The following is a 13,494-nucleotide window of genomic DNA, read 5'->3' on the forward strand; positions in this document are numbered from 1 at the left end:
TGTGCCGCACCGCTTGCACGGCACGGACGGCACGGGCGGGCGGCACGGGCGGCAGTCGGCGCGAAGCACCCGGTGCCGCCCGAGGGCACAACACGCCGAAGGCCCGCACCCCGGTGGGGTGCGGGCCCTCGATCAACAGCTGGGCGTCAAACGCTGAGCGTCAGCTCTGGCCGCCGGCCAGCTTCTCGCGCAGCGCGGCGAGCGCCTCGTCCGAGGCCAGCGCGCCGGAGGTGTCGCCACCCTCGGAGGAGTACGAACCGCCACCGGTCGCGGCCGGAGCGGCAGCCTCGCCACCCTCGGCGGCAGCGGCAGCGTCCGCCTCGCGGGACTTGATGACCTGCTGCTGGTGCTGCTCGAAGCGGGTCTGCGCCTCCGCGTACTGGCGCTCCCACTCCTCACGCTGCTTCTCGTAGCCCTCGAGCCAGTCGTTGGTCTCGGGGTCGAAGCCCTCGGGGTAGATGTAGTTGCCCTGGTCGTCGTAGGACGCGGCCATGCCGTACAGGGTCGGGTCGAACTCGACCGAGGCCGGGTCGGCACCGAAGGACTCGTTGGCCTGCTTCAGCGAGAGGCTGATGCGGCGGCGCTCGAGGTCGATGTCGATGACCTTGACGAAGATCTCGTCGTTGACCTGGACGACCTGCTCCGGGATCTCCACGTGGCGCTCGGCCAGCTCGGAGATGTGGACCAGACCCTCGATGCCCTCGTCCACGCGGACGAACGCACCGAACGGCACCAGCTTCGTGACCTTACCGGGCACGACCTGGCCGATCTGGTGGGTGCGGGCGAACTGCTGCCACGGGTCCTCCTGCGTCGCCTTCAGCGACAGGGAGACACGCTCGCGGTCCATGTCCACGTCGAGAACCTCGACGGTGACCTCCTGGCCGACCTCGACAACCTCGGACGGGTGGTCGATGTGCTTCCAGGACAGCTCGGAGACGTGGACCAGACCGTCGACGCCACCCAGGTCCACGAAGGCACCGAAGTTGACGATCGAGGAGACCACGCCGGAGCGGACCTGACCCTTCTGGAGGGTCGTGAGGAACGTCTGGCGGACCTCGGACTGGGTCTGCTCCAGCCAGGCACGGCGGGACAGGACCACGTTGTTGCGGTTCTTGTCCAGCTCGATGATCTTCGCCTCGAGCTCCTTGCCGACGTACGGCTGGAGGTCGCGGACGCGACGCATCTCGACCAGGGAGGCCGGGAGGAAGCCGCGGAGGCCGATGTCGAGGATGAGACCACCCTTGACGACCTCGATGACGGTACCGGTGACGATGCCGTCCTCTTCCTTGATCTTCTCGATGGTGCCCCAGGCGCGCTCGTACTGAGCGCGCTTCTTCGAGAGGATCAGGCGGCCTTCCTTGTCCTCCTTCTGGAGAACCAGGGCCTCGATCTCGTCGCCGACGGCCACGACCTCGTTCGGGTCGACGTCGTGCTTGATCGAGAGCTCGCGGCTCGGGATGACACCTTCGGTCTTGTAACCGATGTCGAGCAGGACCTCGTCCCGGTCGACCTTCACGATGACGCCGTCGACGATGTCGCCGTCGTTGAAGTACTTGATCGTCTCGTCGATCGCGGCGAGGAAGGCTTCCTCGTTACCGATGTCGTTGACCGCTACCTGCGGGGTGGTGGCGGTGGTCTCGGTGCTGCTCGTCATGTGGGAAAGGGCTCCGGTACGGACATTGAAGTCGTAGGTACTGCTTACGCCGGGAGCCCGTTTCGCTCTGCCGAAGCCGGACAGCCTAGGAAGCGTCACCATGGGCACCAAGTGCCCGGCGACGCCTCGAGAACCGAGGGGACATACAACAGATGCGAGCGCAGCCTGCTAGGTCTGAGGCGCGCAGGCCCGCAGCGCAACTTGTAGCATACGGGGGCAGGCGGACAGGGTCAATGTGCGAAGCGCGCACCGGGGGCGGTTCCCCGCATTCCCGGCACAAGTCCTTGCCGGACGCCACCCGTATACCGGACAGCGGCGCGCCCCTTTGGGCCACTTTGACCAGAACAGTCCACCGTGGCGCCGCCGAGGCGGGCCGGACGGAAGAGTACGACGAGGGAGCAGATCATCCAAGAGTCCGAGCAGTTCGAGCCGGAAGCCACCCGACGTGCGGCGGGAGTCACGGAGAGCTCCCGGGCCAACCGGGGCTGGTGGGACCGCAACGCCGACGAGTACCAGGTCGAGCACGGCACGTTCCTCGGGGACGACCGTTTCGTCTGGTGCCCCGAGGGACTGGACGAGACCGAGGCCGAGCTGCTCGGCCCGGTGGAGGACCTCAAGGGCAAGGACGTGCTGGAGATCGGCGCGGGCGCGGCCCAGTGTTCACGCTGGCTGTCCGCGCAGGGGGCCCGCCCGGTGGCTCTCGACCTCTCCCACCGCCAGCTCCAGCACGCGCTGCGCATCGGTGGCGGCTTTCCCCTGGTCCAGGCCGACGCCGGCGCCCTGCCCTTCGCCGACGCCTCCTTCGACCTCGCGTGCTCGGCCTACGGCGCGCTGCCGTTCGTCGCGGACCCCGTATTGGTCCTGCGCGAGGTGCACCGGGTGCTGCGCCCCGGCGCCCGGTTCGTCTTCTCGGTGACGCATCCGCTCCGCTGGGCGTTCCCCGACGAGCCCGGGCCGGAGGGCCTGACCGTGTCGGCGTCCTACTTCGACCGCACGCCCTACGTCGAGCAGGACGAGGAGGGCCGCGCGGTGTACGTGGAGCACCACCGCACGCTCGGCGACCGGGTGCGGGACGTCGTCGCCTCCGGTCTGCGCCTGGTCGACGTGGTCGAGCCGGAGTGGCCCGTCTGGAACACCTCCGAGTGGGGCGGGTGGTCTCCGCTGCGCGGGAACCTGATCCCGGGCACCGCGATCTTCGTGTGCGAGCGCGAGCGGGACCTCGGCTGACGGGCACGGCCGAGCCGACCGTCCCGCGCGCTCCCGGTCCGACCGGCACGCGCACGGCCGGAACGCGTACGGCCGGAACGCGTACGACCCGCACGCGTCCGCACGTCATCGAGGGGCCGGTTCCGGCCGATCCGCGGTGACGGCGGCGGGCGCGCGCATGGGCGTGGCGCGCGCGGGGCAGCAACGATCCGAGCGGAGTAGGGACGGGGCACCGACGACCCGGGCGGGTCGGGGAGGTGCCGCCGCAGCGCCGGGCGTACGGGGGTGCCGCGCATGCAGAGCTGCCCGGTCTGCGAGCGCGGCGACCGCACCACCGGGCTGAGCGCCTACTGGCGGTCGCTGCCGCCCGACCGGCGGGCCGCGGCACCCCGGCTGGCCCCTCCCCCGCTGCACGACGACCGGCTGACCGCGCCGCTCGCCCTGCTGGTCCTGGGCTGCGCCCTGCTCGTCTCGGAGGCCTGGCTGGGGTTCGTCGGCGTGGCCGGCGGCGGCGTGTGGCTGGTGTCGCTGCGCGACCGGGTGGTCCAGGCGGCGCGGCGCCGGGCCGCGTGGCGCGGGACGCTGTACTGCACGCGCTGCCGTCACACCTTCCACCCCTGACCTGGCCGCCTGGAACACTGGTGCGGTGATCCGCCACGACGCTCTGGACCGCCTTCCCGTCCACTCCGCCGTCCCCGCTCTCCAGGACGCGCTGGAGGAGCACGGTGCCGCGGTGCTGTGCGCGCCGCCCGGCACCGGCAAGACCACGCTCGTGCCGCTGGTCCTGGCCGGTCTGGTGGGCGGCGGTCCGGCACGCCGGGTGGTGGTCGCCGAGCCCCGGCGGATCGCCGCGCGGGCCGCGGCCCGGCGTATGGCGTGGCTGCTCGGGGAGAAGCCCGGAGGCAGCGTCGGCCACACCGTGCGCGGGGAGCGGGTGAGGGGGCGCCACACACGCGTGGAGGTCGTCACCACCGGTGTGCTGCTCCAGCGGCTGCAGCGCGACCAGGAGCTGTCCGGCGTGGACGTGGTGGTGCTGGACGAGTGCCATGAGCGGCATCTGGACGCCGACACGGCCGCCGCGTTCCTGCTCGACGTCCGGGAGACCCTGCGGCCCGACCTGCGGCTGGTCGCGGCCTCCGCGACGACGGACGCCGCGGGCTGGGCCGGGCTGCTGGGCGGCGCCCCGGTCGTCGAGGCCCAGGGGGTCGCGCATCCCGTCGAGGTGGTGTGGGCGCCGCCCGCCCGTCCGGTGAGGCCGCCGCACGGGCTGCGCGTGGATCCGGCGCTCGTGGCGCACGTGGCGTCGGTGGTGCGCCGGGCGCTGGCCGAGTGCGAGGGGGACGTGCTGTGCTTCCTGCCCGGAGTCGGGGAGATCGCGCGCGTGGCGGCCCGGTTGGGCGGCCTGGACGGCGTGGAGGTGCTCCAGGTGCACGGCAGGGCACCGGCCGCCGTGCAGGACGCGGTGCTGTCCCCCGGCGCGCGACGGCGGGTGGTGCTCTCGACCTCCGTCGCGGAGTCCTCGCTGACCGTGCCCGGGGTGCGCGTGGTGGTCGACTCGGGGCTCGCGCGCGAGCCGCGGGTGGACCACGCGCGCGGGCTGAGCGCGCTGACGACGGTACGGGCCTCGCGGGCGGCGGGCCGGCAGCGTGCGGGTCGGGCGGGCCGTGAGGCGGCGGGCCGGGTGTACCGCTGCTGGCCCGAGGCCGAGGACCTACGGCTGCCCGCCTTCCCGGCGCCGGAGATCAGGCTCGCCGATCTGACGGCCTTCGCCCTTCAGGTCGCGTGCTGGGGCGACCCGGACGCGACCGGGCTGCGCTTCCTGGACGCTCCGCCGGACGGAGCGATGGCGGCGGCGCGGTCGGTGCTGTCGGCGATCGGCGCGGTGGACACGGCGGGGCGGGCCACGCGGCGGGGCGCCCGGATGTCCCGGATCGGCCTGCATCCGCGGCTGGCGAGGGCGCTGCTGGACGCCGCGCCGTCCGTCGGTCCGGTGCGCGCCGCCGAGGTCGTCGCGCTCCTGAGCGAGGAGCCGCCCCAGGAGTACGGGGACGATCTGGCGGCCGTGTGGCGGGCGGCCCGGCGCGGGGGCGACGCGTACGCGGCTCGCTGGCGGGAGGAGGCGCGCCGGCTGCGGGCCGCGTACGAGAACGCCGCGCCGTCGGCTTCTTCCCACGGCCCTGCCGAACCTGACGGCCTCGCCGATCCTGGCGGCCTCGCCGATCCCGCTGACACGGCCGACGCGGCGGACGGGGCCGACGCGAGCGGCTCCTCCGCCGGTGCGGCGCGCGTGTCGGACGACCATGCCGTGGGCCTGGTCGCCGCCCTCGCCTTCCCCGAGCGTCTGGCGCGGGACGACGGCGGGTCGTATCTCATGGTGAACGGCAGTCGGGCGGAGACCGGGGACGGTTCTGCCCTGCGCGGTGCCCCCTGGCTCGCGGTCGCCGTCGCCGACCGGCCCGTCGGGGCACGGCACGCGCGCGTGCGTCTCGCGGCCGTCGTGGACGAGGAGGTGGCGCGGCGGGCCGCGGGCGCGGTGCGCTCCGCCGCCCAGGAGGTGCGCTGGGCCGACGGGGATGTCGTCGCCCGGAGCGTGGAGCGGCTCGGCGCCGTCGAGCTGACGGTGCGCCCCCTGCGGGAGCCCGCCCCGGCGGCCGTGGGCGAGGCTCTTCGGGAGGGACTTCGCGAGGAGGGGCTCGGTCTGCTGCGCTGGACCCCCGAGGCCCGGCTGCTGCGGCAGCGGCTCGCCTTTCTGCGGCTGCGTCTGGGTGAGCCCTGGCCCGCTGTCGGGGACGACGCGCTGCACGCGCGCGTGGACGAATGGCTGGAGCCCGAACTCGGCCGCGCCAGGCGGCGCGCCGACCTGGCGCGGATCGACGCCGGTCAGTGCCTGTCCCGGCTGCTGCCCTGGTCCACCGGGGACGCCGCCCGCCTGGACGAGCTGGCCCCGGAACGGATCACCGTCCCCAGCGGGTCCAGGATCACCGTCGACTACGCCGACCCCGAGCGCCCCGTACTGGCCGTGAAGCTCCAGGAGATGTTCGGACTGCGCTCCTCACCCGAGATCGCGGGTGTGCCGGTGCTCGTCCATCTGCTCTCCCCCGCCGGGCGTCCGGCCGCCGTCACCGCCGACCTCGCCTCCTTCTGGCGCAGCGGCTACCGCGCCGTGCGGGCGGAGCTGCGGGGCCGCTACCCCAAGCACCCCTGGCCCGAGGACCCGGCCACCGCGGAGCCCACCCGGCACACGAACGCCCGGCTCAGGCGGTGACGGGCTCCGGCTCACCGGTCCGCCCGGGGGCCGGCTCGGCGGGCCGCCGGCCGCGCGCCTCGACGTACAGGGACAGCGCCGCCAGGCCGAGACCCAGCCCCAGGAAGCCCCACGGCAGGTACGACGTCAGCATCAGGATCAGCACGCGGTTGTGTTCGACCAGGGCGACGGTCGACCTGACGTAGTCCTCGCGCATCTTCACGTCGCCCGCGAACGCCGTGACCTTGTCGCGGCCGCCGAGGAGCGTGCCACCGCGCAGCTCCTCCTTGTGGCTCTCCTCGCCGTAGACGGGCGCGCCGGTGACGGGCTCGACCCAGAACCGGCGGACCGTGGTGTACCAGCGGGTCGTGCCGGTCCTCGCGACCGACTCGGGGGTGATGCCCTGTACGGGCATGCTCTTGGGGAAGGGCACCTTCCTCCAGGGGACGGTCTGCTCGAAGTAGTAGACCCGCAGGCCCCGGAAGGTCCGCGTGCCCTTGTAGTGGATGGGGGACGTGGTGCGCGTCTGCGCGTCGAAGTACTCGTAGTCCCTCTTCTGGGTCAGGAACGGCCACTTGAACTCGATACCGTCCCGGCGCACGGGGTCGCCGTCCACCGTCTCGCCGGTCGCGTGGACGGGTTCCTGGCTGTGCGCGTCGAAGATGTAGCGCTCGGGCACGCGGGAGACCATCTTGCCGTCGGGGCCCTGCACGTAGGAGAGGCCGTCCCAGACCACCACGTCCCGGCCGGCCGTCCTGTCGATCTCCGCGGCGGCCTCCACGTCGCCCTTGAGGGTCTGCACGATGGTGACCTTCGGGACCGTGCGGGCCTGCATGGTGCCGTAGTCGAGGAGGGTGGCGTTCCTCGCCTCCAGGACCACGGCCTGGTACTGGTTCGCGGGGATCCGCGCCAGGCGCGGGTAGGCGTACCAGCGCAGCAGCGGGGACAGCGCCGTGAGGAACACGGCGAAGGCGAGCAGGATCAGAGCGGCCGTGCGTCGCATCTCGTCGTCCTCCGGTGCGTCACGGGTGGCTGGGAACCGTCGTCAGCAGCGGTTTCGGGGACGTCTTCCCGGTCGGGGAACCCACGGCGGTCAGGGCGAGCACCAGGGCGAACGCGGCGGCGAGACCGATCGCGGCTGCTACGAGGGCGCGCATCCGGGCCTCCCCGACCACAACTGATGGATCGTCAGGTCGGCCACCGTAGCAACGGGCGCACGAGATGAGAACAGGTCGTGCCAACGACGACGGTGGCGCCCCCTTCGGACGAAGACGAAGGGGACGCCACCGTGGAGGAGCGCGACTAGGCGGACGGGCTCGGCGAGCCGCTCGGCGAGGGGGTGGGCGAGGAGCCCGAGGTGGGGTCGGAGGACGGCGCGGCCTGAGCGACCTTCAGCTCGACGGTCACGGTGGCCCCGCCCGCGGTGGTGACGCGGAGCAGGAAGGTGCCGGTCGTGTCGTCGGCGTACAGCTTCGGAAGCTTCAGCAGGCCGTGCGCGTCGGTCTTCAGGCCGGTGAGGGTCCGTACGGGCTTGCCGTCCGCGTCCTTGAAGGAGGGCCCCTCGTCGTTCTCGGCCGGGTCGTCGGCCGAGGTGACGAGGGTGGCGGTGGCGGCGACGCCGTCCGCGACGGCACCCTTGTACGTGGCCTTCACCTCGACCTGGTCCGCGAACTCCCCGCCCGGAGTGCAGGTCAGCTCGGTGTCGGCGGTACGGGCGAGGAGGTCCGCCCGGCGTTCGGTGACGGTGGCCGGGAGGGAGAGGACGCTCACCGTGCGGCCCACCACGAAGGCGCTGACCTTGAAGTCGCCCGTCTTCGCCCCGGCGACCAGCGCGGGCGCGGTGGCCCTGCCCGACGCGTCGGTGACGACCGTCGCCACCTTCTCGCCGCCCGCGAAGAGGGCGTCCGTGTCGCCGCTGACCGTGAACCGCACGCGCACCTTCGCCACGGCCCGTCCCGCCTTGGTCACCGCCTTCACCACGGCCTTGCGGCCGAAGGTGTCCCCTGTGCGCGCGGAGAGTTCACCGGTGCCGCCGTCCGCCAGGTGGTCCACCGTGTCGGTGGGGGTGGGCGGCGTCGTCGTCCCCGGCTTGCCCGGGGCCGACGGCTTCGGGTCGGGTGCCGTGCCCCCACCGGCCGGCTTGTGGGTGTCGGGGCGCGGCCGGTGCTTCTTCGACGGCGTGGGCGCGGGCCTCGCGCCGGAACGGTCGTCGCTGTGGTGCGAGGGCAGTGCGCCCGTGCCGTCCGGGATCGTGTGGATCCCCTTGCGGTAGTACTCGTACCAGGACAGAACGGTGTTCAGGTAGTCCTGTGAGTCGTTGTAGCCGAGGATCGCGGCGTTCATGTCGGCCTGGACCGTCAGGTCGCGGTCCGCACGGCACAGGTAGTGGCCGGCGGCGAGGGCGGCGTCGTAGACGTTGTTCGGGTCCTTGACCCCGTCCCCGTTGCCGTCGCGGCCCGCCCACCGCCAGGTGGACGGGATGAACTGCATGGGGCCGACCGCGCGGTCGTAGGCGCTGTCACCGTCGTACGCGCCGCCGTCGGTGTCCGGGATGCTGGCGAAGCCGTCGCCGTTCAGCACCGGGCCGAGGATCTTGCCGTACGTCGTGCCGTCCGCGTCGACCCGGCCGCCCTCGGCCTGACCCGACTCCACCTTGCCGATCGCGGCGAGGAGTTGCCACGGCAGATTGCATTGCGGCTTGGAGCGCCGGAGCTCGGCCTCGGCCTTCTGGTAGGCGTCGAGAACGGTGGCCGGTATGCCGCCCGAGAAGCTCCCGCCCGGGCCGGTGACGGGTCCCGCGCTCGGGCTGGGGGTCGCGGTGGGGCTGTTGAGCGGCGGCAGGTCGGTGTAGTAGCGGCTGTTTCCGGTGGCGGAGCCGTCGCCGTCACCGCTGCGGCCGCTGCCGGCGGCCTCGATGTCGGGGGCGGCCGGGGTGCCGGTGGGATGCCGGCCCTGCTCGCCGGCCGCTCCCGGTGCCTGGGACGCCGCCAGAGCCGCGACCGCCGCCGCGGCCACGGCGGTGGTCGTCGCCCCCTTGCGCAACCTCGCGCCGAAATGCACCGCCATCGACTGAACCCCTCCCGTGGACCTTCTGTCCGGTCGTCATGCCGTCCGCACCCCTCACCGGGTGCGGCGACCAAGTGACCCTACGACAACTTCCTTTGACCCGGGACCCGTACGCGCCCGGTATTCACCGGTTGGCCATGTCCGGTTGGGCCGCGTGCCGAAGCCGGACGTACCGCCCCGCCTTTCTCATGTGTCCCTCATACTGGACGCGTGTGATCGCCGGGTGGTTGTACCCGGCCGACGACTGCCGCGGGGAGCCGATGTGCCGTTCACCCTCAGCCATGCCGCGGCCGTGCTGCCCGCCGTGCACACGGACGGAACCGGTCGCGGGCGGCTGGTCCCGGCGGTCCTGGTGGCGGGGTCGTTCGCACCCGACCTGACCTACTACGCGGCCAGCGTGCTGTCCGGGGGCATGAGGTTCGGTGACGTCACGCACTCCCTGGGCGGGGTGTTCACGATCGACGTGCTCCTCGCGTGGGCACTGGCGGGGGCCTGGCTGGCCGTACGCGAGCCCTTGGTGGCGCTGCTGCCGCAGACGTGGCAGAAGCGGGTGGCGGCGCTGGCGCGCTGCGGCGCCCCACGCCGCAGGCTCTCCTTCCGGACGGTCCTGTGGTGGTACGTCTCCGCGGCGCTGGGCGCGCTGACACATGTCGTGTGGGACGACTTCACCCACCCCGACCGCTGGGGGACACGGCAGATCCCCGCGCTGGGGCGCCAGATCGCCGGTGCCCCGCTGTACTGGTACCTGCAGTACGGGAGTTCCGTGCTGGCGGCGGCGGTGATCGCGCTGTTCGTGGCGCGGGCGCTGAGGCGGGTGCCGACCGGTTCCACCGCGATCTCGGCCGTGCCCCTGCTGTCGTGGGCCGACCGCTGGCTGGCGGGCTCGGTGATCGGCGCGTGCGCGGCGGCCGGAGCGGTGCAGCGCGCCTCACGCTGGTGGGCGTACTGGGGAGCGGCGGCCCGGCCCTGGGACCTGATCCCGACGGTCTGCTTCGGCGCCGGCGCGGGTCTCGCCGTGGGGCTGGCGCTGTGCGCGGCCGGCGTCAGGGCCTGGCGTCCGGCTCCGGCCGGCCCGGAGGACGCTCGAACGGCGCCGCTGGGCCAGACGTCCCGCTGACCGCTCCGGCGGGCCGGGACGGGAAGCGGCGACGGTGGACGGCCGCGCACAGCGCCGCCACCGACGCGCGGACGGCGGCGCCCACGGCACGGAACCGCACGGCCACCGAACCGTCCGCCTCGTGGCCCCGCAGGTCGCCCACCCGGGCGCAGCTCGGCCCCGAACGGCCCGGCAGGCGCCGCAGGCGGTCGGCCCGCGCCTTCCAGGCGTCCCGCAGGGCCCTCGCCGCCAGGGTGACGAGCACGAGGGCACGGGCGGTCCGGGAGAGGCCGGGCAGACGGACGGTGCTCACCCCGGGCGCACAGCCCGAGCGGGGCGGCGGACGTATACCCATGGGGCATTCTCTACACCCCGGCCGCCGTCCTGCCCCGCCCACCGCGACCACACGGGTGACACCCGCCGCGCGGGAGCGCGGGGAGCCGGGTGGCCGCCCCACGCCCCCGGCCGGGACTCAGTGCGCGGCCGACTCCCAGTCGCCTCCCGCGCCCACCGACACGTCCAGCGGCGCCCGCAGCCGGACCGCCCCCGCCATCTCGCGGCGCACCAGCTCCTCCACCCGCTCACGCTCGCCCGAGGCGACCTCCAGCACGATCTCGTCGTGCACCTGCAGGAGCATGCGGGACTCCAGCCCCTCCCCACCCAGCGCCCGGTCCACGTTCAGCATGGCGATCTTGACGATGTCCGCGGCCGTGCCCTGGATCGGCGCGTTGAGCGCCATGCGCTCCGCCATCTCCCGGCGCTGGCGGTTGTCGCTGTTCAGGTCGGGCAGGTAGCGCCGGCGCCCGAACAGCGTCTCCGTGTAGCCGGTCGCCCTCGCCTCGTCCACCACGCGGCGCAGGTAGTCCCTGACCCCGCCGAACCGCTCGAAGTAGGTGTCCATGAGGCCGCGGGCCTCTCCGGCGTCGATGTTCAGCTGCTGGGACAGGCCGAACGCCGACAGGCCGTACGCCAGCCCGTACGACATCGCCTTGATCTTGCGTCGCATCTCCGCGTCCACCGCGTCCCGGTCGACCCCGAAGACCTGCGAGGCCACCGTGGTGTGGAGGTCCTCCCCGGAGGTGAACGCCTCGATCAGGCCCTCGTCCTCGGACAGGTGCGCCATCACCCGCAGCTCGATCTGGCTGTAGTCCGCCGTCATCAGCGAGGCGAAGCCCTCGCCGACCACGAAGCCCCGGCGGATCGCCCTGCCCTCGTCCGTCCGCACCGGGATGTTCTGCAGGTTGGGGTCCGTGGACGACAGACGGCCCGTCGCCGCCACCGTCTGGTTGAACGTGGTGTGGATCCGCCGGTCGGGCGCGATCGTCTTGATCAGGCCCTCGACCGTCACCCGCAGCTTCGCCTGCTCGCGGTGCCGCAGCATGACCACGGGCAGTTCGTTGTCCGTCTGGGCGGCCAGCCATGCCAGCGCGTCCGCGTCCGTCGTGTAGCCCGTCTTCGTCTTCTTCGTCCTGGGCAGACCCAGCTCCCCGAAGAGGACCTCCTGAAGCTGCTTCGGCGAGCCCAGGTTGAACTCGTGGCCCGCCGCCGCGTGCGCCTCCTTCACCGCCTGCTGGACGGCGCCGGCGAACGTCTGCTCCATGGTCTCCAGGTGGGTGCGGTCCGCGGCGATGCCGTGCCGCTCCATGCGGGCGAGCAGCGCGGACACCGGCAGCTCGATGTCCCGCAGCAGCTCCGCCGCGCCGACCTCGCCCAGCTTCTCCTCGAACGCGTCGCCGAGGTCGAGGACCGCGCGGGCCTGGATCATGAGCGCCTGGGCCTCGGCGCCCTCGTCCGCCCCGAACGCGAGCTGCCCGTCCGCCGTCGCGGCCGGGGTGAGCTCACGGCCCAGGTACTCCAGCGACAGCGCGTCCAGCGCGAACGAGCGGCGGCCCGGCTTGACCAGGTAGGCGGCGAGCGCCGTGTCCATGGCCACACCCTCCACGGACCAGCCGTGCTCGGGCAGAACCCGCATCACGCGCTTGGCGTTGTGGAGCACCTTCGGCCGCGCGGGATCGGCGAGCCACGCGGCGAACGCCTTCTCGTCCTCCTCGTCCACCGCCGCCGGATCGAACCAGGCCGCCGCCCCGTCCGCCGCGGCCAGGGCGATCTCGGCCACCGACCCGGCGCCGAGCGCCCAGGAGTCGACCGTCGCCATGCCCAGCGGCCGATCACCGTGCTGCGCCAGCCAGGGCTTCAGCTCGCCCGCGCCCAGCACCGCGCCGTCCAGCTCCACGCCGTCCGCCGCGACCGGGGTCGCTTCGGCCTCCTCGGTGCCGGGGTCCACGGCGAACAGCCGCTCGCGCAGCGACGGGTTCCTGATCTCCAGGGTGTCCAGGACCATCGCGACGGTCTTGCGGTCGTAGGGGGCACGCAGCAGGTCGGTGACGGCGCCCGGCAGCTCCACCCCCCGCTCCAGCTCCGTGAGCCTGCGGTTGAGCTTCACCGACTCCAGGTGGTCGCGCAGGTTCTGCCCGGCCTTGCCCTTGACCTCCTCGACCCGCTCGACCAGCTCCGCGAACGAACCGAACTGGTTGATCCACTTCGCGGCCGTCTTCTCCCCCACTCCCGGGATGCCCGGCAGGTTGTCCGACGGGTCGCCGCGCAGCGCCGCGAAGTCCGGGTACTGCGCCGGTGTCAACCCGTACTTCTCGAAGACCTTCTCGGGAGTGAACCTCGTGAGCTCCGAGACGCCCTTGGTGGGGTACAGCACCGTCGTGTGCTCGCTGACCAGCTGGAAGGAGTCGCGGTCGCCGGTGACGATCAGCACCTCGAAGCCCTCGGCCTCGGCCTGGGTGGCGAGGGTGGCGATGATGTCGTCCGCCTCGTAGCCCTCGACGGCGAAACGGCGCGCCTGCATCGCGTCGAGCAGCTCGCCGATCAGCTCGACCTGGCCCTTGAACTCGTCCGGGGTCTTCGAACGGTTCGCCTTGTACTCGGCGAACTCCTCGGAGCGCCAGGTCTTGCGCGAGACGTCGAACGCCACCGCGAAGTGCGTGGGCGCCTCGTCGCGCAGCGTGTTCGCCAGCATCGACGCGAAGCCGTAGATCGCGTTCGTCGGCTGGCCCGTCGCGGTCGTGAAGTTCTCCGCGGGCAGCGCGAAGAACGCGCGGTAGGCCAGCGAGTGCCCGTCCATGAGCATCAGCCGCGGACGGTCGCCGCCGGGGGTGTTCTCGGTCTTCTTCGATGCTTTCTCTGCCACGCCCCCGATCCTGCCACGCCCCGCTGACA

The 13,494-nt window shown here is 73.0% G+C and carries 10 protein-coding genes; 4 read left to right on the plus strand and 6 right to left on the minus strand.

Features of this window, described 5'->3' with window-relative positions; translation table 11 throughout:
• Window positions 1-160: 160 nt before the first annotated feature.
• Complete coding sequence (gene rpsA, locus AB0C59_RS25440) at window positions 161-1,654, minus strand: 30S ribosomal protein S1 (RefSeq protein ID WP_363008381.1); 1,494 nt, start codon at window positions 1,652-1,654, stop codon at window positions 161-163.
• A gap of 354 nt (window positions 1,655-2,008) precedes the next feature.
• Between rpsA and AB0C59_RS25445 the strand changes: the two genes are divergently transcribed.
• The 3 genes from AB0C59_RS25445 to hrpB all read left to right on the plus strand — a co-directional run bounded on the left by AB0C59_RS25445 (window position 2,009) and on the right by hrpB (window position 6,125).
• Window positions 2,009-2,881 carry a class I SAM-dependent methyltransferase gene (locus AB0C59_RS25445; protein ID WP_363008383.1) on the plus strand — a complete coding sequence of 291 codons (873 nt, stop codon included), beginning with the start codon at window positions 2,009-2,011 and terminating at the stop codon, window positions 2,879-2,881.
• A 273-nt stretch (window positions 2,882-3,154) separates the two neighbouring features.
• A complete protein-coding gene (locus AB0C59_RS25450; protein WP_363008385.1) occupies window positions 3,155-3,481 on the plus strand; it encodes a hypothetical protein in 327 nt (108 codons plus the stop codon).
• Between the two features lie 25 nt (window positions 3,482-3,506).
• Complete coding sequence (gene hrpB / locus AB0C59_RS25455; protein ID WP_363008387.1) at window positions 3,507-6,125, plus strand: ATP-dependent helicase HrpB; 2,619 nt, start codon at window positions 3,507-3,509, stop codon at window positions 6,123-6,125.
• Here hrpB and AB0C59_RS25460 read toward each other — a convergent pair.
• From AB0C59_RS25460 to AB0C59_RS25470, 3 genes are all read right to left on the minus strand, one after another.
• The gene (locus tag AB0C59_RS25460; protein ID WP_363008389.1) at window positions 6,115-7,107 is read right to left on the minus strand and encodes a DUF3068 domain-containing protein; all 993 of its coding nucleotides are present in this window, start codon (window positions 7,105-7,107) and stop codon (window positions 6,115-6,117) included. The genes hrpB and AB0C59_RS25460 overlap by 11 nt on opposite strands.
• Window positions 7,108-7,126: 19 nt before the next feature.
• Window positions 7,127-7,261: an SPW_0924 family protein gene (locus AB0C59_RS25465; protein ID WP_363008391.1), complete on the minus strand. Its 135-nt coding sequence runs from the start codon at window positions 7,259-7,261 to the stop codon at window positions 7,127-7,129.
• Window positions 7,262-7,406: 145 nt separating this feature from the next.
• Window positions 7,407-9,170: a lytic transglycosylase domain-containing protein gene (locus AB0C59_RS25470; RefSeq protein ID WP_363008393.1), complete on the minus strand. Its 1,764-nt coding sequence runs from the start codon at window positions 9,168-9,170 to the stop codon at window positions 7,407-7,409.
• 262 nt (window positions 9,171-9,432) lie between these two features.
• Between AB0C59_RS25470 and AB0C59_RS25475 the strand changes: the two genes are divergently transcribed.
• Window positions 9,433-10,287, plus strand: coding sequence for a DUF4184 family protein (locus AB0C59_RS25475; RefSeq protein ID WP_363008395.1), 855 nt, complete (start codon window positions 9,433-9,435; stop codon window positions 10,285-10,287).
• Here the strand turns inward: AB0C59_RS25475 and AB0C59_RS25480 are convergent.
• Window positions 10,214-10,621 (minus strand): hypothetical protein, encoded by a 408-nt coding sequence (locus AB0C59_RS25480; protein WP_363008397.1) that lies wholly within the window; start codon window positions 10,619-10,621, stop codon window positions 10,214-10,216. The two genes, AB0C59_RS25475 and AB0C59_RS25480, sit on opposite strands and share 74 nt — an antisense overlap.
• 117 nt (window positions 10,622-10,738) lie before the next feature.
• Window positions 10,739-13,465, minus strand: a complete 2,727-nt coding sequence (gene polA, locus AB0C59_RS25485) for a DNA polymerase I (RefSeq protein WP_363008399.1) — start codon at window positions 13,463-13,465, stop codon at window positions 10,739-10,741.
• Window positions 13,466-13,494: the final 29 nt, after the last annotated feature.

The sequence above is a fragment of the Streptomyces sp. NPDC048664 genome (assembly GCF_040650555.1).
GTDB lineage: Bacteria > Actinomycetota > Actinomycetes > Streptomycetales > Streptomycetaceae > Streptomyces.